The following is an 18,602-nucleotide window of genomic DNA, read 5'->3' as shown; positions in this document are numbered from 1 at the left end:
GATGATTGCCGTGATTTTTGAACTGCAGGCCGCCGACGGGCAGCGCGATACCTACCTGGCGCTGGCGGCGGAGCTGAAGCCGCTGCTGGCGCAGATCGACGGATTCATCTCCATCGAGCGCTTCCAAAGCCTGGCGGATCCTGCGCGCCTGCTGTCGCTCTCTTTCTGGCGCGACGAGGCGGCGGTGCAGCAGTGGCGCAATCTCGAACAGCACCGGGCGGCGCAGGCGCGCGGCCGTGGCGAGGTGTTGGCGCAGTATCGGCTGCGGGTGGCGGAGGTGGTGCGGGATTACGGGCTGGACCAGCGCGAGCAGGCGCCGCCGGACAGCCGTTGCTATCACGCACCTGAGTAAAAGCCCACCGGCGGCGGGCTTTCATCCACTTATTTCGCCTCGCTGCCCACCTTCATCGCTCCGGCGTAGCTGGCACCCATTCCCCAGGCGGCGCCGTGGTCGCGGGCGATCTGCAATACGCCTCCCGCCGTGGCCTTGCGGCTCCAGTCTTGCTGCCATTCCAGCATCAGCGCCACCCAATTGATGGGGGTAGCGCCCGCTTGCACCAGACGCTGCATGGCGTTGTTTTGCGTGTCTGGCGTAATATCGCCGGTGACGTCCGACAGGATATAAACCTCATAACCCTCGCCCAGGGCGGACAGCGCCGGCAGCATCACGCAGCTGGCGGTCCATAGCCCGCCGATGATGATTTTCTTGCGGCCGGATTGCTTGATCAGATCCGCCACGCGCCGGTCCTGCCAGACATTGATGGAGGTGCGATCGTACACCTGCAGGTCTGGGCGCGCCTGCGTCACCTGCTGGAATACCGGTCCGGCGAAGCTTTTGGCGTTGGCCGATGCCAGAATGGTCGGCACATTGAATACCTTGGCGGCCTTGGCGATACCGGCGGCGTTATTCACCAGGTTGGTTTGATCGATAGAAGAAACGGTCATGCCGAACATGTCCTGCAGATCGACCAGCAGCAACAGGCTGTTGTCGGCGGTCAGCGGTTGCACATAACCCGCCTGACGGCTGTCGGCGACAGGGGATTGCGCCAGCGCGACGACGGGGGCGGTGGCGGCGCTCAGGCCGAACATCAGGGCGAATAGGGGCTTTTTCATTATTAACTCCATGATTATCAGTAAATTAAGTTCATTTACCACTCAGGGAAGCGGTTGGATAAAGTCTACTGATGTTGATGGGGTTAATAATCTGTGGTTTATTGAATTTATAATTAACCATTGGGACATAATATGGATGTGCTACTGACGATGCGCGCCTTTCGCCGCGTGGTCGAACGCAACAGTTTCTATAAGGCGGCGGAGGATCTGGCGATCACGCCGGCGGCGTTGAGCAAGCAGATTAAGCAGCTGGAAAATCGATTGGGTACGCTGTTAATCGTGCGCACCACTCGCAGCATGAGTCTGACCGAAGCCGGCCAGCTCTATTACCAGGAAGCCTGCCGGCTGCTCGGCGAATTCGACGCGCTGGAACAGACGGTGGCGGCCAGCACGCAGCAGGTTTCCGGCATGCTGCGGGTTAATGCGCCGCTCTCGTTTGGCCTGACGGTGCTGTCGCCGCTGTTGCCGCTGTTTATGCAGCGTTACCCGCAATTGCAGGTAGAACTGACGCTGGATGATCGCGTGTTGGACGTGGTGGCGGCCGGTTTCGATATCTCACTGCGCATTCGTCGGCGGTTGCCGGATTCATCGCTCAGCGCGCAGGCACTGGGGGAGATACAGCAACGGATTTGCGCCGCGCCCGGTTATCTGGCGCAGCACGGTGCGCCACAGGCGCCGGAGGAACTGCAGCGGCACAGTTGCCTGGCGTATTCTTTGGCGGAAAGGCCGGGACAATGGCAGTTTAGCGCCGGCAGCGACAGCCTGAGCGTGGCGTTAACGCCGCGCTTCACCGCCAACAACAGCCTGATGTTACGCGATATGCTGGTGGCGGGGTTGGGGATCGGTTCACTGCCGTCGTTCGTGGCCGATCCCGAGATCGCCGCCGGTCGGTTGGTGCCGCTGTTCCCCGCAATGGCCGCCGAAACGCACCAGGTGTTTGCGGTGTATCCGACGCGCCGGCATTTGCAGCGGAAGGTGAGGTTGTTCACCGAGTTTGTGCGTGAATGTGGGCTGAGAACGCCGGATTGACAACGGTATTGGATTGTCATATTCATTAGACATGAGCAAATCTTACCGCCCATTCGCGCAAATTATTATCACCTTTCTCCGAAGGGTGGGATAGCGCGTCTGTCGCAAATAAAAAACCCGCCGGCAAGGCGGTTTTTTTATCCCCTTCCGGCAAAGACCGGAGAACATTATGAAAACCCACCCTGCAGTTTTACACCTGATGTGCGGCAAGGCCGGCGCGGGCAAATCGACGCTGGCGCAACGTTTGGCGCAGCAGCCGCAAACGCTGCTGCTGGTTGAAGATGCGTGGCTGGCGACGCTGTATGAACAGGAGATGACCACCCTGCAAGACTATGCGCGCTGTTCCGCCCGATTGCGACGGGCGCTGGGCGGGCACATCGTTCAACTGCTGCGCGGCGGCTGGTCGGTGGCGCTCGATTTCCCGATGAATACGCCGGACCGGCGGCGCTGGGCCAAAGCTCTGGCGGAGGAGGCCGGCGTCGCGCACTGCCTGCACTATCTCGACGTCAGCCATGCGCAGTGCCTGAGCCGTATAGCGTTGAGGAATGCGCGCGGCGAGCATCCGTTTACCCTGAGCGAAGCGGAGTTTGAGCACCTGGCGCAGTACTTCGTTTCTCCGACGGAAGAGGAAGGAATGACGGTGGTACGCTATGGTGAACAGGACTGAAAACCGGCGCCGTAATGGCGCCGGTAACAGGGTTAGGCTTCGGCGTTAAACGCGGCGTGGAAAGCGACTTCAGCACGCGGCAGCCCACCCTGGAAGGCGACGGCGCGGAAGTACTCTTGCGGTACGCCCGGCAGGGTCAGGGCGGTCTGCGCCTGGAAGCCGAAACGGCCGTAATAGTTCGGATCGCCCAGCACCACGCAGCCTGCGGCGCGCTCTGCTTGCAGCTCGGCCAGCAGTTGGCGGATCAGGCGGCTGCCGATCCCCTGGCCTTGGTAAGCCGGCAGTACCGATACCGGCGCCAGCCCGTACCAATCGGCGGCGCCGTTGCTGAGTACGACCGGAGAGAGGGAGGCGTGCCCGATCGGTGTGCCATGTTGTTCGGCGATCAGCGACAGGGTGAGCGCGCCCGCTGCGCGCAGCGCGTTGACGATAAACTGCTCGGTGTGGCTGCTGTGTTCGGCGTGCAGGAACGCGGCGGCGGTCAGGGTGGTGATGGCGCTGACGTCGGCCGGCGTTTCGTGGCGTAAAATGATGCTCATAGTCTTTTCCTTATACGGATAAGGGGGTGCCGGCCGGGCAGCCTGCCCGACCGGCATCGATGATTAACGGTTATCCAGCTGCGCGCGCACGGCCTTGAGCCCGGCGACGGTGACGCGATAAGGGCGCCCCTGGCGAGAGAGGATCAGGCGTTTGGTTTTGAGCTTGGTGAAGACGGCCAGCGAGCAGTCGGCCAGGCCGAGCCCTTCGCGGGTGTAGCATTCGACGCGGGTGACGTGACCGGCGTCGCTGCGGGTGAAGGCGATATAGCCGCCTTTGGCCAACACGTGCAGCACGCGTTGTTCCGCTTTGGAAATGTTCATGTTGGGAGATCCTGTAATAACCCCAGATACGCGCATCCCCGCGCAAACGCGCGTCGGATACGTCAGAGTCCCTCGCCATACGGCAAGGAAGCGACTATCGGGTGGTTACAATCTCCAACATACAGGCCTCGGGCAGTGAAAAACGCCAGGGCGGCGTTTCAGCGCGGTTACTGTAGCCAATGACCGATTGGCTGTCAATCCGCCGGCGACGCGGGCCGCCGGCGAAAAGCCCATTAGAAAGGCTTGGTCGGCAGGTATTTGCCGTCCAGGGTGATCACCGCGCGTTCGCCGCCGTCCGGGTCGGCGACCTTCTTGATATCCAGCTTGAAGTTGATGGCGCTGATGATGCCGTCGCCAAACTGCTCGTGCACCAACGCTTTCAGCGTGGAGCCGTAAACCTGCAGCATTTCATAGAAGCGATAAATGGTCGGATCGGTCGGCACGCCGCCGGGGATGCTGCCGCGCAGCGGGATGGTTTGCAGCAGCCGCACCGCCTCTTCGTCCAGCCCCAGCTTGGCCGCTACCGCGCGCGCCGCCGGTTCCGGCAGCGCATGCTGCCCGAGCAGCGCGGCGGTGACGAATGCCAGACTGAGGCCGGTGCCTTCGGTCAGCGCTTCGAACGTCAGGTTCTGGCGGATTTTGGCAGCCATGATGGTGTCGGTAAGCGCTTCGCGCGGGGCGGCGTTATGCAGAGAGTGTGTCATATTGGCTCCTTGTTGGCTTAAAAACGGGCGATCGCCGGCGTGGCGGTCACCTCGGGATGGGTGGCGAGCGGCACGAAGCGGCGGGTTTCACCGTCCAGCGCCTCGATAGCGCCGCTGGCGATGTCATAGACCCAGCCGTGCAGCTTCAGGCGGCCCTGCTCCAGCGCCAGGGCGACGGAAGGGTGCGTTTTGATGTTGTTGAGCTGGGCGATGACGTTCTCGCGCACCATCGACATGACCCGCGCCTCATCGGTGGCGTGCGGATAAGCCTGATTGACCGCCCTGGCCGAATCGGCGTAGCGCAGCCAGCCGGCGACCGTCGGCAGGTGATCCAGACACTGGCAGGTGGCGATGGCGGTCATCGCGCCGCAGTCGGAATGGCCGCAGATCACGATATCCTCCACGCCCAGCGCGGCGACGGCGTACTCGACCGAGGCGGAGACCCCACCGGGTTCGGGGCCGAAGGAAGGCACGATGTTGCCGGCGTTGCGGATCACGAACAGATCGCCCGGCTCGCGCTGGGTGACCAGCTCTGGCACCAGACGGCTGTCGGAACACGAGATAAACAGGGTGCGCGGGTTTTGGCGGGTCGCCAGCCGCTGAAACAGCGCCGTGCGTTCAACAAAGGCTTCGCGCTGGAACTTCAGAAAGCCCTCAATCACCTCTTTCATCTTTTTCTCCCTGGGGTGTCGTTATGCGATGACGGCATGATGAACGCTTCTGGCTATAGGGTCTAAGACCCATTTATAATGATATCTATAGGTATTGCTAATAGCTGGGGCGCTATGCTGCTGCGACACATTCGATATTTTCTGGCCGTTGCCGAACAGGGCAATTTCACCCGCGCCGCTGAAGCGCTGCACGTCTCGCAACCGACGCTGTCGCAGCAGATCAAGCAGCTGGAGGAGGCGCTGGGGGCGCCGCTGTTCGATCGCAGCGGCAGAAGGGTGCAGCTGACCGATGCCGGGGAGGCCTGGATGCGCTATGCTCGGCTGGCGCTGCAGGATTTGGACGCCGGCGCGCGGGCGATCCATGACGTAGCGACGCTGGAGCGGGGCCATTTGCGGCTGGCGATGACCCCGACGTTCACCGCCTATCTGGTGGGGCCGGCGATCGATGCGTTCTACCGTCGCTATCCGGGAGTCACGTTGAGCATTGAGGAAATGGCGCAAGAGCGGATCGAAACGTTGCTGGCGCAGGATCGACTGGATCTGGGCATCGCTTTTGAGATGGCGCAGTCGGTGGAGGTGGAAGCCACGCCGTTGTTCAGCGAGACGCTGGAGCTGATGGTCGGCGCCGATCATCCCCTGGCGGCGCGGCGTCGGCCGCTGGCGCTGGCGGAGTGGCAACATCTGCCGCTGGCCTTGCTGAGCGGTGACTTCGCCACGCGGCAGTTTATCGATCGCTATTGCACGCAGCTCGGTTTTCGGCCGCAGGTGGCGGTGGAGGCCAATGCGCTGGGCGCCATCCTTGAGATCGTGCGGCGCGGGCAGCTCGCCACGCTGCTGCCGGCCGCCATTGCGCGCGAGAACCGGCAGTTGAAAAAGGTGGTGCTGGCCAACGCCATGCCGGCCCGGCAGGCGGTGTTGCTGCAGCGCAAAGGCGCTTACCGCAGCGCCGCCGCGCAGGCGTTTATCGCCGTATTGCAGCAACAGGGCGTTACGCCAACGCACTCCAGCGCTGCGTCATCCCGAGCAGATGCACCAGCCCGAAACCGAGGCAAATCAGCGAGCTGACGACGATGAAGCGTCGGCTGCGGCCGGTATCGCGCAGGGCGAAGGGGCCGGCGACGCCGCGCAGCAGGTAGATAAAGGTGATGATAAACAGCGCGGGCCGCAGCAGCGGCAGCGGCGCGATCAGGCCCGCGCCAGATAGCGCATACAGCGCCCAAATAAACAGCACCAGCGCGATACCGGCGGTGACGACGGCCGGGAACTTTTTACCCGCTTCCGCCGCCTTAATGAAGCGATCGCCGGCGCCGCATAGCCGATAGCCGCGCGGCCCGGCGGCGATCACCCAAATATGCAGCAGGGCGGCGATGGCGCTCAGCGCAGCGCCGATCAACAGCGCGGTGTTATAGAGGTGTGGCATGGTAGGGCTTCCCTGTCAGCAGAGTGGTTGGCATGAAGCGTAGACCAGAAAAGACGAATTAACCGAACGCAACAGGGAAGAGGAGCACGTGATGAGAGTGGCGACAGGCATGCTGAGCGTATTGGCGCTGTGGAGCGGGCTGGCGATAGCGCAATCTGCGGCGCTGACGCTGCCGCGGGAAGACAAATCGAGCATTCGTTACTATCTGGATGCCGCCGTGCCTGGGGAGACGTCGCCGGCGCTGCTGGTGATCCTGCAAGGCTCGGATTGCAACAGCGTGCGGCATATTCGTCTGGTCGCGCCAATGCGGCAGGTGTTACCGGCCGCAGACCTGCTGACGGTGGAGAAATACGGCATCGACGACCGGTTGCCGTACAGCGAAGACGTGCCGCGGTGGGATTGTCCGGACGCTTTCGTGCAGCGCGACACGCCGCAGCAGCGGGTGAGCGATGTCACCCAGGTGCTGCAGACGGTGATTAAGCAAAACGGCTATCGACAGGTTGCGGTGCTGGGGGGCAGCGAAGGGGCGGTGATCGCCAATCTGGTGACGGCCTCCTCGGGCCGGATTGACGCCACCCTGGCGTTCAGCGGCGGCGGACGATGGTTCATCGACGACGTGCGCCACAGCGCCGCCGGCGCGCCGGCGGAAGAGAAAGCCGGGCTGAACGCATTTTTACAGCAGGTGCTGGCGGCGCCGCCGTTCCCACTGAACGCCAGCGATCATGGCTATGGCTGGTGGCATGGCATGCTGAGCATCGATCAGCTCGCCACCCTGCGCAGCATCAAGACGCCGGTGCTGATCGTTCAGGGCGAGCGGGATCGCGCCGTTTCGCCGGGGGCGGTCGGGAAAATGATCGCCGAGCTGCGGGCCGCAGGCAAAACGAATATCACCTACCGGAATTATTCGGCATTGGACCATGTGATGCGGCGCGAGAACGGCGACAGCGAGATGACGCGGGTGGTGGCGGATATGCGCGCGTGGCTGGAGCAGCAGCTGCGTTGAGCGGCCATGCCACTCACAAATATTCTTGCTAATCAGGCGGTGCGCTCGTTGGGGCGTTTCGCTTGGGTATTTTCCGCTAAACCGCCTGCGGGCGGATGTGCCCGCAACCGCTCAAAATGTCACCGAAACTTCCCGCGATCTCTGCACCCCGTTGTGGCATAATGCGCGCCAAATCACATTCCCTATGTATAAAGAGCGAGCGCTGTGTTAAGCACTAACAACATCACCATGCAGTTCGGCAGTAAGCCGCTGTTTGAAAACATCTCTGTCAAATTCGGCGGCGGCAACCGTTACGGCCTGATCGGCGCCAACGGCTGCGGCAAGTCCACCTTTATGAAAATCCTCGGCGGCGATCTGGCACCGAGCGGCGGCAACGTGTTCCTCGATCCGAACGAGCGCCTGGGTAAACTGCGTCAGGACCAGTTCGCCTTCGAGCAGTACAGCGTGCTGGACACCGTGATCATGGGCCACACCGAACTGTGGGCGGTGAAGGAAGAGCGCGACCGCATCTACGCCTTGGCGGAGATGAGCGAAGAAGACGGCTATAAAGTGGCCGATCTGGAAGTGGCCTACGGCGAAATGGACGGCTACAGCGCCGAAGCGCGTGCCGGCGAACTGCTGCTAGGCGTCGGCATCCCGGTGGAACAACACTACGGTCCGATGAGCGAAATCGCGCCAGGCTGGAAACTGCGCGTGCTGCTGGCGCAGGCGCTGTTCTCCGATCCGGAAATCCTGCTGCTCGACGAACCGACCAACAACCTGGACATCGACACCATTCGCTGGCTGGAAAACGTGCTCAACGAGCGCAACAGCACCATGATCATCATTTCGCACGACCGTCACTTCCTGAACATGGTCTGCACTCACATGGCGGATCTGGACTACGGCGAACTGCGCGTTTATCCGGGCAACTACGACGAATACATGACCGCCGCCACTCAGGCGCGTGAGCGTCTGCTGGCGGACAACGCCAAGAAGAAGGCGCAGATCAATGAGCTGCAATCGTTCGTCAGCCGCTTCAGCGCCAACGCCTCCAAATCCAAGCAGGCCACCTCACGTGCCCGCCAGATCGACAAGATCCAGCTGGAAGAGGTGAAAGCCTCCAGCCGTCAGAACCCGTTCATCCGTTTCGAGCAGGACAAGAAGCTGTTCCGTAACGCGCTGGAAGTGGAGGCGCTCACCAAGGGCTTCGATGAAGGTCCGCTGTTCAACAAGCTGAACCTGATGGTGGAAGTGGGGGAGAAGGTCGCGGTGCTGGGCGCCAACGGCATCGGTAAAACCACCCTGCTGAAAACGCTGGTGGGCGACGCGCAGCCGGACAGTGGCACCGTGAAGTGGTCGGAAAATGCCCGTATCGGTTACTACGCGCAGGATCACGAATACGAGTTCGACGACACCCTGAGCGTGTTCGACTGGATGAGCCAGTGGAAGCAGGAAAAAGACGACGAGCAGGCGGTGCGCAGCGTGCTGGGCCGTCTGCTGTTCAGCCAGGACGACATCAAGAAGAAAGTGAAGGTGTTGTCCGGTGGCGAGAAGGGCCGCATGCTGTTCGGCAAGCTGATGATGCAGCGCCCGAATATTCTGGTGATGGACGAACCGACCAACCACCTGGATATGGAATCCATCGAATCGCTGAACATGGCGCTGGAGATGTACGAAGGCACGCTGATCTTCGTCTCCCACGACCGTGAGTTCGTCAGCTCGCTGGCGACGCGCATTCTGGAAATCACCCCGAACAAGGTGATCGACTTTACCGGCAACTACGAAGACTATCTGCGCAGCCAGGGTATCGTGTAACCCTCACGGCAACGCATCAGGGCGGGAATTATCCCGCCCTTTTTTTATTCTGCAATTCTTCCCGTGCGGCAGAGCGAAGCTAAGCGGCAGCGGATTTGCCTGGCTTAACGCGATATGCAGACCATCAGCGGTTTGGTCAGCGTCCTGAGCAGAATGAGATGTTCATTCAGCCGTACGATCCCGGCATAGTATGTGATGCCGGCCGCAGCAGGCAGAACCGCCTGATTCCAGACCGCATTGGGAGCGTTGTCTCCCGACTTTATTTTTTCGCTGCTGATGGTGACTTTGCTGATCCCAGTGATTTCTGAGGGCAATGTCGTGTAGTAATCATCACGGTTAACCGTGAACGTTTCCCCCTTAAAGGTCAGGGTTCCTGTCGAAAATACCACGCCGTAGTCACTTTTAGGGAAGATGATGGTGCTGTTCACTTTGGTGCCAACGTCTTGATTGGCAAAGCGCGTGTTAGCGATGTATTGCGCATCGCAGTAAAAGGCGCGATCCTTTGATTCAAAGGAGGTTGGGGCGTTATTCCAGAAATAAATTGCCAACAGAATGAAAATTAAACTCATCACTTGCTTCATGTTAATCGCCATCCGTTGAGATATAATTTGTACAGGATCTGTAACCGGCACCGTTTCCTTTAATGCAGGCGCTGAGTAGCCTGACGTTGAGTGGGCGGCTGGAGGGCTGCGACTCGATATAGAAAATATCCGTTTTATCTTTCAGACAGTCGATTTTTTTGGCAATTATTTGAGTGATAATGTTATTGAAATTAATATTGCTGGCATCACCGATCTGGTAGATATGACATTTATTATAAACATCAATAAGTTTGGCGCCACCATTGTTACTCAATACATCATTGTAGAGAAAACTGCCGGCAGCCAATAAAGCCGAGAGTACCAGTAACACATTTTTCATGTTCAATCGCAACCGTGGGGGTTTCCACTTTACTGACTTGATCGAGACGGTGCCGATCTCCTCAACGTCGGCCGTTATGGGATGTTCTAAACCAGAGGCCTGTATATCCTCTGTTGGCATTTCAGCCATCAATACCTCATCCCGGTTCCAGGGAGCAATGTCCGCTTCAAGCTTAAATCCTATTCGGGGAATAGTGATGATGATCTCTGTTGTTACGCCTAAATTGGTGAAAGCTTTGCGAAGTTCACTAATATGATTGCTCAAAAGCGAATAGGAAGAGGTGAAACCGTACTCTTCCCATACTTTTTTTAACAGCAGATCGCGAGAAAGATGCTGTGTATTACTCATAATCAACGTGGTTAACAAACGTGTCGCCGGATTAGATAATTCAGTGAAAATTTCCGGTGTATCGCAAAGGCTTAATAGTTTGGTGTCGGTGCCGAATATCACCGCGTTGTTAATGATATATTCCATAGTGAAGCCCTGTAAGTAAGGTCAAAATTTATAACTAAGATGCGCATGAATTCTGAGATTCATTCTGCGTGAATTATTAGATTTTTATTTCAATGGAAAGTCAATCGTTAATTGTTATCCGGTTTGTGCATTTTTTGTTGGATTATGTGTTATGTTTTCAGTGAAAGAGTTTTATTGACTACATATGTCAATTCAAATGCCTTTGTTAGTTATTAAAACTATAAATATGTTTTTATTTGGTTAATCATTTTGCATTGGCGCACACGTGCGAAATATGAGTTCGTCAGCTGCGGATAGGGTCCTGCTGCCTTGGTTTGTGTGATGAATTAGATATCCTAGCATGATAATCGTAATCATTAACGCCAAGGTCGTCACGGCTATGCCGGGGATAAAGGCATTCATTCCCAGGTGTTGGTCAGGTGCCAGTGGGGGCGGAATGATGATAAATTCGCCATTGTTTTTCCGTGAGCTGTAAAGCACATCGAGCGACCCAACCACATTTTCTAACCCATACGTACGTTTCTCTCCGGCTAATAACAGGTGAAAGCACCAAGTTATGAGTTATGTTGGCATATTGCAATTATGATTAAACAACTCATTGGTCTTTTGAGCTGGGGTCTCCGCTAATTAACGGCGTGTTATTCTTATTTATATGCCAAAGGCTTTCATTTTTATTCCCGGCGTTGTGCTTTCATAAACCCGTTGCTTCAACACCTGGCCTGGTGTCGCCCCTTCTTCCCCACAGAACCCTGGTGCCTGCATGTAATAAGTTAAGGTTTTTTATTCACTGCAACGGCAGTGGATATCGTGTTCATTTAGGTATGTACGCTTATTAAAACGCATTCGGTAGTTTTATTAACTAACTTTTTCAGGTTAAAAGAATTATATATCTGCGCATTCCGCTTCCTGCTTAATATTGTCTGGCGCTCAAAGGTACTGATTCTGCGGTGCTTTGATTAGCGAACAACCCATAAAGAGGTGTGCGTCAGCAATGTGTTCCTGAGGCGTATTTACTCTCAGGCGCTTTGCGGTGCACCACGCAACGCAAAAGAAAAGGAAAATAGGGATTTTTATGAAACTGAATAAGATCATGCTGGCAGCGGTTCTGGCATTTAGCGCATCTTCCGCCGTACAGGCGGCCAGTCCCGATCAGGGACACGGCACCGTTACATTTACCGGTTCTATTATTGATGCACCATGCTCTATTACGCCGGATACGGTGGACCAGACCGTTAAACTGGGTGAGGTCACGAAAAAAGCGTTGGAAAATAGCGGCACTTCAGTACCGCAAAACTTCAGCATCAAATTGACCCAGTGCGATACCGCAACGCTGAAAAATGTCTCCAGCACCTTTACCGGCGCGCCGGCGGTAGGCAATCCGGATAACCTCGGCATCACCGGTACTGCATCCGGCGCATCCATTGTGCTGACCGACGGCTCCGGTACGCAGATCAAACTGGGCCAGGCTTCCGCCGCGCAAAGAATCCAGGACGGCAACAATGACCTGGTCTTCTCCGCCTACCTGAAAGGCGACGGTGCCAGCGCCGCCCTGATCCCGGGCGATTTCACCTCTGTGGCTAACTTCACCCTGGCTTATCAATAAGCCGGGAGCGGCCGGCCTTCGCTCGGCTGGCCGCCTTCTCATCGTGGCTTCGGTTCACGGGGCCGAAGCCCCTTTCGCTTATGGGATGAAGAACACGTTATGAAGATCCGGGATAGGGAAACGCCCGCGCTGTCTTTCCTGCTGATATTGACGCTGCCTATCGGCATGACGATGGCTTCTGCCGCCATGGCGGCGGGGCAAGATCACGGCCGTGTCAGCATGAAAGGCAGCATCATCGATTCGGCCTGCGCTATCGCCACCCAAGATCGGGAGCAAACCGTCGAAATGGGCGCCGACACCCTGGGGGAGATGGTTCATAACCGGAGGGGACAGGAAAGGCCTTTCAGCATTCACCTGGTGAACTGCTCATTAACCCCGGCGGGGCAGAAGGATCCTCGCGGCGGTTGGCCGCAGTTTCAGGTGACGTTTGACGGCCCGGCGGCCGATGGCCTGTTCAGCGTGAACGGCGCGTCTGGCATAGGCATACAAATCGTCGATACCGAGGGGCATATCGCCGTGCCCGGCGCCGCGATGCCGGCGGTTGGGCTGCTGGCCGGTGCGCCACGTTTGGATTACGCCCTGCGGCTGGTCGGGAGCCGTCAACGGCTGAAGGCTGGGGACTATCGCAGCACGATACGTTTCAAGATTGATTACTACTGAAGGAAAAGGACATCGGGATGAGAGTGCGGGAATATAGCGAGACAGCACGAACCTTATCTGTTCGCGTCTTGCCACCGGGAGGGTGGTTGCGTCCTGCGGCGTTGGGCCTTTTTCTGGCGTTATGCAGTGAAAAAACTGCGCTGGCGAACGGCGATATCCAGTTCAATACCGAGGTGCTGGATGTCAAAGATCGCGCCCGAATCGATCTTGCCCAGTTCTCTCGCGCCGGCTATATCATGCCCGGCGAATATCAGATGACGATCCGCATCAACAAGAACGAGATCCCCGATCGGGCCCTGAGGTTTCTGCCGCCGGATAACGATCCTCAAGGAAGCGCGGCGTGCCTGACGCCGGAAATCGTCAGTCAGCTGGGGCTAAAGGAGGAGGCGCAACGAGAACTGACCTGGTGGCACCACCAGCAGTGCGCCGACCTCAGCCCTTTAAAAGGGGCAGAGATGCGCGGCGATCTTGGCGCCGGCGTGCTGTATATCAATCTGCCGCAGGCCTATCTCGAATATACCAGCGAGGACTGGGATCCGCCGGCGCGCTGGGATGACGGCATCCCGGGCCTGTTGTTTGATTACCAAATCAATGCCCAGACCCGGCGGCAGCAGGGCGGCATGCACGGGAACAATGTCAGCGGCAACGGCACGGCCGGCACCAACCTGGGAGCCTGGCGGCTGCGCGCCGATTGGCAGGCCCAGCGCGATAGCGCTGCCGGCCAGGGCAACAGCCGGCAGAGCTGGGACTGGAGCCGCTACTACGCCTATCGGGCTATCGCCGCGCTGCGGGCCAGGCTGACGCTGGGGGAAAACTATCTGACTTCCGGGATGTTTGACAGCTTCCGCTATACCGGAGCCGGCCTCGACAGCGATGACAACATGCTGCCGCCAAATCTGCGCGGCTACGCTCCTGAGGTGACCGGGGTAGCGAAAACCAACGCCAAAGTCACCATCAGCCAGCAGGGACGCGTGCTGTATGAGACCACCGTGGCGTCAGGCCCTTTTCGCATTCAGGATCTGAACACGGCCGTGAGCGGCAAGCTGGATGTGAAAGTGCAGGAGCAGGATGGGAGCGTGCAGAATTTTCAGGTGGATACCGCCAACATCCCTTATCTGACGCGTCCGGGAATGGTGCGCTATAAAACGGCGTTCGGCACGCCTTCCGATTACCGGCACCACCGGGAAGGGCCGACGTTCGCCAGCGGCGAGTTTTCCTGGGGGATCAACAACGGCTGGTCCCTGTACGGCGGCGGCCTGTTGGGCGGTGACTATACCGCGCTCGCCGTCGGCATCGGCCGCGATCTGCTGGCCTTCGGCGCGCTGTCGTTCGACGTCACCCAGTCGCATGCGCAATTGCCGCAGACGGAGGCGAAATCCGGCGGATCCTACCGGGTCAGTTACTCCAAACGTTTCGATGAATACGATTCGCAGGTCACTTTCGCCGGCTACCGTTTTTCCGAACGTAACTTTATGAGCATGTCGCAGTATCTTGATGCGCGCTATCACAGCAATACCCACATCGGCAACGGTAAGGAACTGTACACCGTCACGCTGAACAAACAGTTCCGCGATGTGAACCTGAGCGCCTATTTAAATTACAGCCACCAGACCTACTGGGATCGGCCGGCAAATGATACCTGGAGTCTCTCCTTCTCGCAGTATGTCGACGTCGGGCGGTTTAAAAACGTCAGCCTGAGCCTTTCGGCTTACCGAACGACCTACAACGGCGTGAACGATGACGGCATGTATCTTGGCCTGTCCGTTCCGTGGGGAGACAGCGGCACGTTCAGCTATGGCGGCCAGTATGGTGGGGGAACCAGCAACAACTCGGCGAGTTACTACAACCGCCTCGACAACAACAATAACTACCGCCTCAGCGCCGGGATAAGCAACGACGGTCGGGGCACCGGAAGCGGTTATTTCACCCACCAGGGCGATATGGCGGAGGTTAGCGCAAATGCCGACTTCCGCGGCAGCGACTACAGCGCGCTGGGCCTGTCGATGCAGGGCGGAATAACCGCTACCGCCGAAGGTGCGGCTCTGCATCGGACCACGATCGTGGGGGGAACGCGAATGATGGTGGATACCGACGGGGTGAGCGGCGTGCCGGTTGGCGGCTACGGCGGGGTGTCTTACACCAACGCCTTCGGCAAGGCGGTGGTCAGCGATATCAGCAGCTACTACCGCAACAGCGTAAGCGTCGATATGGACAAACTGCCGCCGAACGTGGATGCCACGCGCTCGGTGGTGCAAGGCACCTTGACCGAGGGGGCTATCGGCTACCGCAAATTCGCCGTGATCGCCGGGCAAAAGGCGATGGCGGTGCTGAAACTGGCCGATGGCAGTTCGCCGCCTTTCGGCGCGGTGGTGACAAATCATAACGGCGCGCAGACCGGGATCGTCGGCGACGACGGCAACGTCTGGTTATCGGGTCTGAATGCGGGAGAAAGCATGGCGGTGAGCTGGAGCGGCGCAGCACAGTGCCGCGTCGACTTACCGGATCCGTTACCGACAGATCTTTCCCGGCGCCTGTTGCTGCCGTGTCGTCTGGCGCCCGGTGCCGCACCTGCGGCGAATCCTTCCTGAGCCCTGAGTATTGCATAAGTGAGAGCATGATGAAGACACACCGTATTTTTTCCGTTTCCATCCTGTCCGTCGGCCTGGCGGCGCTGGTTAGCCCGCCGCTGCAGGCCGCGATTGCCTTGGATCGCACGCGGGTCATTTTCGACGGCAGCCATCCCTCGACCACCGTCAGTATTTCTAACCAGAATAAAACGCTGCCCTATCTGGCGCAGGCCTGGGTGGAAGATGCCGGCGGCAAGAAAATTGACGGGCCGCTCACCGCTCTGCCACCGCTGCAGCGCGTGGAGCCAGGGGCCAAGAGCCAGATTAAAATCCAGTCTACCGCCAACCTGACGGCGCTGCCGCAGGATCGGGAAAGCCTGTTCTGGTTTAACGTGCGGGAGATACCGCCGAAGGCCAGCACCGCCAATACCCTGCAGATTGCGCTGCAGACCCGGGTAAAAATGTTTTACCGCCCGGCGTCGTTGATTGCGCCCGCTAACGAAAATAACGTCTGGCAGAAACAGCTGACCTTAACCCGGCAGGGCGATCGTTATGTGGTGAATAACCCGACCGGCTATTTTGTCACCCTGGTCAACGCCGCGCCGACGGAAAAAGGTGCGGAGCTCTCCGGCTTCCAGCCGGTGATGGTGGAGCCGAAAGGCTCCGCACCATTGGGCGTCAGCGCTGGTGCGTTGGGCAGTCATCCGGTGCTGACGTTTATTAATGACTGGGGCGGCCGACCCCAGTTGATCTTCACCTGCGGCGGCGAGCGCTGCTCGGTCAGCTCGCTGAAAGAGGGCTGACGGCATGTTTATGGGGGCACCCTGGCAGCGCGGAACGATGATAGCCATGTTGCTGCTAACCGGCATGGTGCAGGCGGCGCCACACGATAACGGGCAGGCCGATGGCGCACATGGGCACTTACGCCTTCACGGCCTGCTGTTGGAAGGGGCGTGCCGGCTGGACATGACGTCGGCGTATCAGGCGGTTTTGCTGGGCGATACGCCGAGAGGCCGGCTGCGGCATCCCGGCGATCGGGGAAGGCCGGTGACGTTCCGCCTGCGGTTTCACGACTGTATTCGCCGTGGCGGAGCGGCGACCGACCCGCTGACGGGGACCCTCAGTTGGGATGCCCGACAGCCGGTTATCACCGTCAGCTTCCTGGCGCCGGCGGATGCGGATAGGCCGGCGTTGCTGAAAACTCGCGGCATATCGGGCGTGGCGCTGCATCTGCAGGATGGGCTGGGGCGGCTGGTACGCCCCGGCCAGCAGGGGCGGCCGCAGTTCATCGAGCCCGTAGGCGATGCGTTGATTTATACGGTAACGCCGGTCAGAACGCCGGCGCCATTAACCTCTGGGCCTTATCGGGCGGTGGCGGATTTCAGGGTGAGCTATGACTGAATCCCTATTGCAACTCACGCCCCGATGCGGGGGAACGGCCCTGGCGATATCGCTATGGCTTGCCGCTGCGCTGCCGGCGGCCGGGGCGCTAAGCCCCAATCTGCAGATCATCGGCAATCTGGTGGCTGAGCCCTGCACGCTGGACGCCAGCTCTGATTTAACCGTGGCGTTCGGCTCGGTGATTAAAAAAGATCTCTATCAATATAGCCGCAGCCGCAATCAGCCGTTCACCATCGTGCTGCAGGGATGCGATCTCAGCATGGGAAAACAGGCGGTCGTGACCTTTTCGGGGACGGGGGTGGTGGGGCTGCCGGGCTATCTGGCGGTCTCCGGTGCGGCCGGCGGTATCGGTATTGGCATTGGCATGGCGGAGGTGGGGCTGCCGCCGCTGCTGCTGCCGATAGGTCGCCCCTCAACGCCATTTGCGCTGGCCGCTGGCACGAATCGTCTCACGTTTCTCGCGTGGGTTGAGGCGGTACCGGAAGCGATAGCGAAGAAAACCATCGGCGCCGGGGATTTTTCAGCAACGGCGACGTTTGTTATGAGTTACCCATAATAGGCAGGGGGAAGTGATGAAAAGACCAGGCTATGGTGCCCTGTGGATGTTGATGCTGCTGGCCGCTGAGGCCGGAGCGGCGTCGGGAGACTCGGTCAGCATGAACATCAATATTACTGCCACTGTGATGGCTTCAGGGGCATGCACGTTTAATCAGGGGGGAAGCGTGACGGTGCCCTTCGGCGATGTGCGTTATACCACTCTGTCAGGGAGTAATCAGCTGAACGGCAGCTACCGGCAAAAGCTGGTCAGCGCGATGAGCTGCAGCGGTGATACCTCAGGCAATGCGCAAATGAAGCTCGATACGCTCACTGGCAGCACCGTTTCCTACCAGGGCGCGGCGTTGCTGCCGGTCATGCAGTCTTCGGTTCAGAGCCCGTCGCTGGCCATCCGTTTGCGGGTGAACAGCACTATCCAGAATGTCGGGCAGTGGTTCCGCGTCGATCTGCAAAACCCGCCGGCTCTTGAGGCTGAGCTGGTGCAAACCGGCAGCGGCGCGGATTTTGTCAGCGGTGCCACCTTTGCCGCGGCGGCCACGCTGACGATGGCTTTTAACTGAGGAACGCATCGATGAACTATCCGTATTTCAGGCTGCCCGTGTTGCTGGCGGTCGTTTTGTTGCTGCCGTCGCTGAGCCGGGGGGCGCAAACCGGCGACAGCGTGATGTTTGTTTTTACCGGCCGCCTGATGGCCGCGACGCCCTGTACGGTGAATGGCGATAAGCTGATCACCGTAGATTTCAAAACGGTGGCGGTGAACAAGGTAGACAACGGTCAGTATGTCCGCGATATCGATTATTCGCTGAACTGCCCGAGCGCCACTGCGTCCAGTACGGTCAGGCTGCTGCTGCGCGCCGATCCGTCATCATTCGATAGCCGGGCGATGAAAACGGATGTCCCGGCGCTGGGGGTGCAGGTGCTGAACGCCGGCGCGCCAATCAGCCTCAACGCGGCAATGAATATCGATCCGGGCAACCCGCCAAAGCTGCAGGCCAAGCTGGTGAAAGATCCTAGCGGTACTCTACCTGCGCGGGCATTTTCCGCCACCGGTACGCTGGTTGCGGAATATATTTGATGCCGACATGTTCAAAACTAAAAAGTGAATGATGTGATGAAAATATTCTTGTTGATTTGGAGAAAGTCGGTGGAGATCGAAA

Annotated in this window: 22 protein-coding genes; 14 read left to right on the top strand and 8 right to left on the bottom strand. The window is 58.9% G+C overall.

What is annotated here, in order from left to right; translation table 11 throughout:
- Position 1 precedes the first annotated feature (1 nt).
- Positions 2-352 (top strand): antibiotic biosynthesis monooxygenase family protein, encoded by a 351-nt coding sequence (locus AC6BYQ_RS05430; RefSeq protein ID WP_498056454.1) that lies wholly within the window; start codon positions 2-4, stop codon positions 350-352.
- A 29-nt stretch (positions 353-381) separates the two neighbouring features.
- On the opposite strand, the gene AC6BYQ_RS05425 is transcribed toward AC6BYQ_RS05430, so the two are convergent.
- Positions 382-1,113: an isochorismatase family protein gene (locus AC6BYQ_RS05425; RefSeq protein WP_498056453.1), complete on the bottom strand. Its 732-nt coding sequence runs from the start codon at positions 1,111-1,113 to the stop codon at positions 382-384.
- Between the two features lie 132 nt (positions 1,114-1,245).
- On the opposite strand from AC6BYQ_RS05425, the gene AC6BYQ_RS05420 reads away from it, so the two are divergent.
- Positions 1,246-2,142, top strand: coding sequence for a LysR family transcriptional regulator (locus AC6BYQ_RS05420; RefSeq protein ID WP_025159980.1), 897 nt, complete (start codon positions 1,246-1,248; stop codon positions 2,140-2,142).
- Positions 2,143-2,311: 169 nt separating this feature from the next.
- Positions 2,312-2,809 (top strand): P-loop nucleotide/nucleoside kinase family protein, encoded by a 498-nt coding sequence (locus AC6BYQ_RS05415; protein WP_498056452.1) that lies wholly within the window; start codon positions 2,312-2,314, stop codon positions 2,807-2,809.
- Between the two features lie 32 nt (positions 2,810-2,841).
- Here the strand turns inward: AC6BYQ_RS05415 and AC6BYQ_RS05410 are convergent, their stop codons facing one another.
- From AC6BYQ_RS05410 to AC6BYQ_RS05395, 4 genes are all read right to left on the bottom strand, one after another.
- Positions 2,842-3,348, bottom strand: coding sequence for a GNAT family N-acetyltransferase (locus tag AC6BYQ_RS05410; protein WP_019454444.1), 507 nt, complete (start codon positions 3,346-3,348; stop codon positions 2,842-2,844).
- Positions 3,349-3,411: 63 nt separating this feature from the next.
- Complete coding sequence (locus AC6BYQ_RS05405) at positions 3,412-3,669, bottom strand: YjhX family toxin (RefSeq protein WP_063919048.1); 258 nt, start codon at positions 3,667-3,669, stop codon at positions 3,412-3,414.
- A gap of 233 nt (positions 3,670-3,902) precedes the next feature.
- Positions 3,903-4,373, bottom strand: a complete 471-nt coding sequence (gene cynS / locus AC6BYQ_RS05400; RefSeq protein WP_019454442.1) for a cyanase — start codon at positions 4,371-4,373, stop codon at positions 3,903-3,905.
- A gap of 17 nt (positions 4,374-4,390) precedes the next feature.
- The gene (locus tag AC6BYQ_RS05395) at positions 4,391-5,044 is read right to left on the bottom strand and encodes a carbonic anhydrase (RefSeq protein ID WP_063919049.1); all 654 of its coding nucleotides are present in this window, start codon (positions 5,042-5,044) and stop codon (positions 4,391-4,393) included.
- A gap of 114 nt (positions 5,045-5,158) precedes the next feature.
- Between AC6BYQ_RS05395 and cynR the strand changes: the two genes are divergently transcribed.
- Complete coding sequence (cynR, locus tag AC6BYQ_RS05390; RefSeq protein ID WP_498056451.1) at positions 5,159-6,109, top strand: transcriptional regulator CynR; 951 nt, start codon at positions 5,159-5,161, stop codon at positions 6,107-6,109.
- On the opposite strand, the gene AC6BYQ_RS05385 is transcribed toward cynR, so the two are convergent.
- A complete protein-coding gene (locus AC6BYQ_RS05385; protein WP_498056450.1) occupies positions 6,033-6,464 on the bottom strand; it encodes a hypothetical protein in 432 nt (143 codons plus the stop codon). The genes cynR and AC6BYQ_RS05385 overlap by 77 nt on opposite strands.
- A gap of 91 nt (positions 6,465-6,555) precedes the next feature.
- On the opposite strand from AC6BYQ_RS05385, the gene AC6BYQ_RS05380 reads away from it, so the two are divergent.
- Positions 6,556-7,467, top strand: a complete 912-nt coding sequence (locus AC6BYQ_RS05380; protein ID WP_498056449.1) for an alpha/beta hydrolase family protein — start codon at positions 6,556-6,558, stop codon at positions 7,465-7,467.
- A 204-nt stretch (positions 7,468-7,671) separates the two neighbouring features.
- Positions 7,672-9,264 carry an ABC-F family ATPase gene (locus AC6BYQ_RS05375; protein WP_071532835.1) on the top strand — a complete coding sequence of 531 codons (1,593 nt, stop codon included), beginning with the start codon at positions 7,672-7,674 and terminating at the stop codon, positions 9,262-9,264.
- 104 nt (positions 9,265-9,368) lie between these two features.
- Here AC6BYQ_RS05375 and AC6BYQ_RS05370 read toward each other — a convergent pair whose 3' ends face one another.
- Together AC6BYQ_RS05370 and AC6BYQ_RS05365 are read right to left on the bottom strand one after the other, a co-directional pair.
- Positions 9,369-9,845: a FidL-like protein gene (locus AC6BYQ_RS05370; protein WP_498056448.1), complete on the bottom strand. Its 477-nt coding sequence runs from the start codon at positions 9,843-9,845 to the stop codon at positions 9,369-9,371.
- 1 nt (position 9,846) lies between these two features.
- Positions 9,847-10,659 carry a winged helix-turn-helix domain-containing protein gene (locus AC6BYQ_RS05365; RefSeq protein WP_498056447.1) on the bottom strand — a complete coding sequence of 271 codons (813 nt, stop codon included), beginning with the start codon at positions 10,657-10,659 and terminating at the stop codon, positions 9,847-9,849.
- Between the two features lie 1,072 nt (positions 10,660-11,731).
- On the opposite strand from AC6BYQ_RS05365, the gene AC6BYQ_RS05360 reads away from it, so the two are divergent.
- From AC6BYQ_RS05360 to AC6BYQ_RS05325, 8 genes are all read left to right on the top strand, one after another.
- Entirely contained in the window at positions 11,732-12,262 is a 531-nt protein-coding gene (locus tag AC6BYQ_RS05360) for a fimbrial protein (RefSeq protein ID WP_498056446.1), read from the top strand.
- Between the two features lie 99 nt (positions 12,263-12,361).
- Positions 12,362-12,922 carry a fimbrial protein gene (locus AC6BYQ_RS05355; protein ID WP_498056445.1) on the top strand — a complete coding sequence of 187 codons (561 nt, stop codon included), beginning with the start codon at positions 12,362-12,364 and terminating at the stop codon, positions 12,920-12,922.
- 17 nt (positions 12,923-12,939) lie between these two features.
- Positions 12,940-15,510, top strand: coding sequence for an outer membrane usher protein (locus AC6BYQ_RS05350; protein WP_498056444.1), 2,571 nt, complete (start codon positions 12,940-12,942; stop codon positions 15,508-15,510).
- 29 nt (positions 15,511-15,539) lie between these two features.
- A complete protein-coding gene (locus tag AC6BYQ_RS05345) occupies positions 15,540-16,292 on the top strand; it encodes a fimbria/pilus periplasmic chaperone (protein WP_498056598.1) in 753 nt (250 codons plus the stop codon).
- 46 nt (positions 16,293-16,338) lie between these two features.
- Positions 16,339-16,890 carry a fimbrial protein gene (locus tag AC6BYQ_RS05340; RefSeq protein ID WP_498056443.1) on the top strand — a complete coding sequence of 184 codons (552 nt, stop codon included), beginning with the start codon at positions 16,339-16,341 and terminating at the stop codon, positions 16,888-16,890.
- Positions 16,883-17,446: a fimbrial protein gene (locus AC6BYQ_RS05335; RefSeq protein WP_498056442.1), complete on the top strand. Its 564-nt coding sequence runs from the start codon at positions 16,883-16,885 to the stop codon at positions 17,444-17,446. Before AC6BYQ_RS05340 ends, AC6BYQ_RS05335 begins: the two co-directional genes overlap by 8 nt.
- Positions 17,447-17,462: 16 nt before the next feature.
- Positions 17,463-18,005, top strand: a complete 543-nt coding sequence (locus AC6BYQ_RS05330; RefSeq protein WP_498056441.1) for a fimbrial protein — start codon at positions 17,463-17,465, stop codon at positions 18,003-18,005.
- An 11-nt stretch (positions 18,006-18,016) separates the two neighbouring features.
- Entirely contained in the window at positions 18,017-18,520 is a 504-nt protein-coding gene (locus AC6BYQ_RS05325) for a fimbrial protein (RefSeq protein WP_498056440.1), read from the top strand.
- Positions 18,521-18,602: the final 82 nt, after the last annotated feature.

The organism is Serratia sp. LTN-2 (genome assembly GCF_059740205.1).
This window is presented reverse-complemented; position numbering and strand designations above follow the sequence as displayed.

What these genes read in the sequence shown, in the direction of transcription:
- AC6BYQ_RS05395 (WP_063919049.1), bottom strand. Translation starts at nt 5,044, where the DNA reads ATGAAAGAGGTGATTGAGGGCTTTCTGAAGTTCCAGCGCGAAGCCTTT.
- AC6BYQ_RS05330 (WP_498056441.1), top strand. Translation starts at nt 17,463, where the DNA reads ATGAAAAGACCAGGCTATGGTGCCCTGTGGATGTTGATGCTGCTGGCC.
- AC6BYQ_RS05350 (WP_498056444.1), top strand. Translation starts at nt 12,940, where the DNA reads ATGAGAGTGCGGGAATATAGCGAGACAGCACGAACCTTATCTGTTCGC.
- AC6BYQ_RS05340 (WP_498056443.1), top strand. Translation starts at nt 16,339, where the DNA reads ATGTTGCTGCTAACCGGCATGGTGCAGGCGGCGCCACACGATAACGGG.
- AC6BYQ_RS05410 (WP_019454444.1), bottom strand. Translation starts at nt 3,348, where the DNA reads ATGAGCATCATTTTACGCCACGAAACGCCGGCCGACGTCAGCGCCATC.
- AC6BYQ_RS05425 (WP_498056453.1), bottom strand. Translation starts at nt 1,113, where the DNA reads ATGAAAAAGCCCCTATTCGCCCTGATGTTCGGCCTGAGCGCCGCCACC.
- AC6BYQ_RS05360 (WP_498056446.1), top strand. Translation starts at nt 11,732, where the DNA reads ATGAAACTGAATAAGATCATGCTGGCAGCGGTTCTGGCATTTAGCGCA.
- AC6BYQ_RS05420 (WP_025159980.1), top strand. Translation starts at nt 1,246, where the DNA reads ATGGATGTGCTACTGACGATGCGCGCCTTTCGCCGCGTGGTCGAACGC.
- AC6BYQ_RS05365 (WP_498056447.1), bottom strand. Translation starts at nt 10,659, where the DNA reads ATGGAATATATCATTAACAACGCGGTGATATTCGGCACCGACACCAAA.
- cynS (WP_019454442.1), bottom strand. Translation starts at nt 4,373, where the DNA reads ATGACACACTCTCTGCATAACGCCGCCCCGCGCGAAGCGCTTACCGAC.
- AC6BYQ_RS05355 (WP_498056445.1), top strand. Translation starts at nt 12,362, where the DNA reads ATGAAGATCCGGGATAGGGAAACGCCCGCGCTGTCTTTCCTGCTGATA.
- AC6BYQ_RS05335 (WP_498056442.1), top strand. Translation starts at nt 16,883, where the DNA reads ATGACTGAATCCCTATTGCAACTCACGCCCCGATGCGGGGGAACGGCC.
- AC6BYQ_RS05415 (WP_498056452.1), top strand. Translation starts at nt 2,312, where the DNA reads ATGAAAACCCACCCTGCAGTTTTACACCTGATGTGCGGCAAGGCCGGC.
- AC6BYQ_RS05385 (WP_498056450.1), bottom strand. Translation starts at nt 6,464, where the DNA reads ATGCCACACCTCTATAACACCGCGCTGTTGATCGGCGCTGCGCTGAGC.
- AC6BYQ_RS05345 (WP_498056598.1), top strand. Translation starts at nt 15,540, where the DNA reads ATGAAGACACACCGTATTTTTTCCGTTTCCATCCTGTCCGTCGGCCTG.
- AC6BYQ_RS05405 (WP_063919048.1), bottom strand. Translation starts at nt 3,669, where the DNA reads ATGAACATTTCCAAAGCGGAACAACGCGTGCTGCACGTGTTGGCCAAA.
- AC6BYQ_RS05325 (WP_498056440.1), top strand. Translation starts at nt 18,017, where the DNA reads ATGAACTATCCGTATTTCAGGCTGCCCGTGTTGCTGGCGGTCGTTTTG.
- AC6BYQ_RS05370 (WP_498056448.1), bottom strand. Translation starts at nt 9,845, where the DNA reads ATGAAGCAAGTGATGAGTTTAATTTTCATTCTGTTGGCAATTTATTTC.
- cynR (WP_498056451.1), top strand. Translation starts at nt 5,159, where the DNA reads ATGCTGCTGCGACACATTCGATATTTTCTGGCCGTTGCCGAACAGGGC.
- AC6BYQ_RS05380 (WP_498056449.1), top strand. Translation starts at nt 6,556, where the DNA reads ATGAGAGTGGCGACAGGCATGCTGAGCGTATTGGCGCTGTGGAGCGGG.
- AC6BYQ_RS05430 (WP_498056454.1), top strand. Translation starts at nt 2, where the DNA reads ATGATTGCCGTGATTTTTGAACTGCAGGCCGCCGACGGGCAGCGCGAT.